The organism is Chryseobacterium cucumeris, assembly GCF_001593385.1.
GTDB lineage: Bacteria > Bacteroidota > Bacteroidia > Flavobacteriales > Weeksellaceae > Chryseobacterium > Chryseobacterium cucumeris.
Window position 1 is genome coordinate 1 of sequence record NZ_LUVZ01000027.1, and the last position, 504, is coordinate 504.

The window sequence follows — 504 nt, forward strand, 5'->3', positions numbered from 1 at the left end:
TTCATGATAGATAAAAGAGTAAAAAATGCAAAGGAAGCCATCGAAGGAATTGAAGATGGAATGACGCTAATGTTAGGCGGATTTGGACTTTGTGGGATCCCTGAAAATTCAATTAATGCTTTGGTGGAAAGTGATGTGAAAGATTTGACATGCATTTCAAACAATGCAGGGGTAGATGATTTCGGATTAGGACTATTACTTCACAAAAGACAAATTAAAAAGATGATCTCCTCTTACGTAGGAGAAAATGCTGAATTTGAAAGACAAATGCTTTCAGGAGAACTGGATGTAGAGCTTACTCCACAAGGTACTTTAGCAGAAAAGTGCAGAGCTGCACAGGCTGGAATTCCTGCATTTTATACCCCTGCAGGTTACGGAACGGAAATAGCAGAAGGAAAAGAAGTGAAAGAATTTCACGGGAAACCTCATATTTTAGAACATGCCTATGAAGCCGATTATTCTATTGTAAAAGCATGGAAAGGTGATCATGCCGGAAACCTAATC

The 504-nt window shown here is 38.7% G+C and carries 1 protein-coding gene; it reads left to right on the forward strand.

The genetic code is table 11. The annotated features are described in order from the left end of the window. Positions 1 to 3: 3 nt before the first annotated feature. Positions 4 to 504: CoA transferase subunit A (locus A1704_RS15135; protein ID WP_062674816.1), on the forward strand; the 501-nt coding region annotated here is incomplete at its 3' end.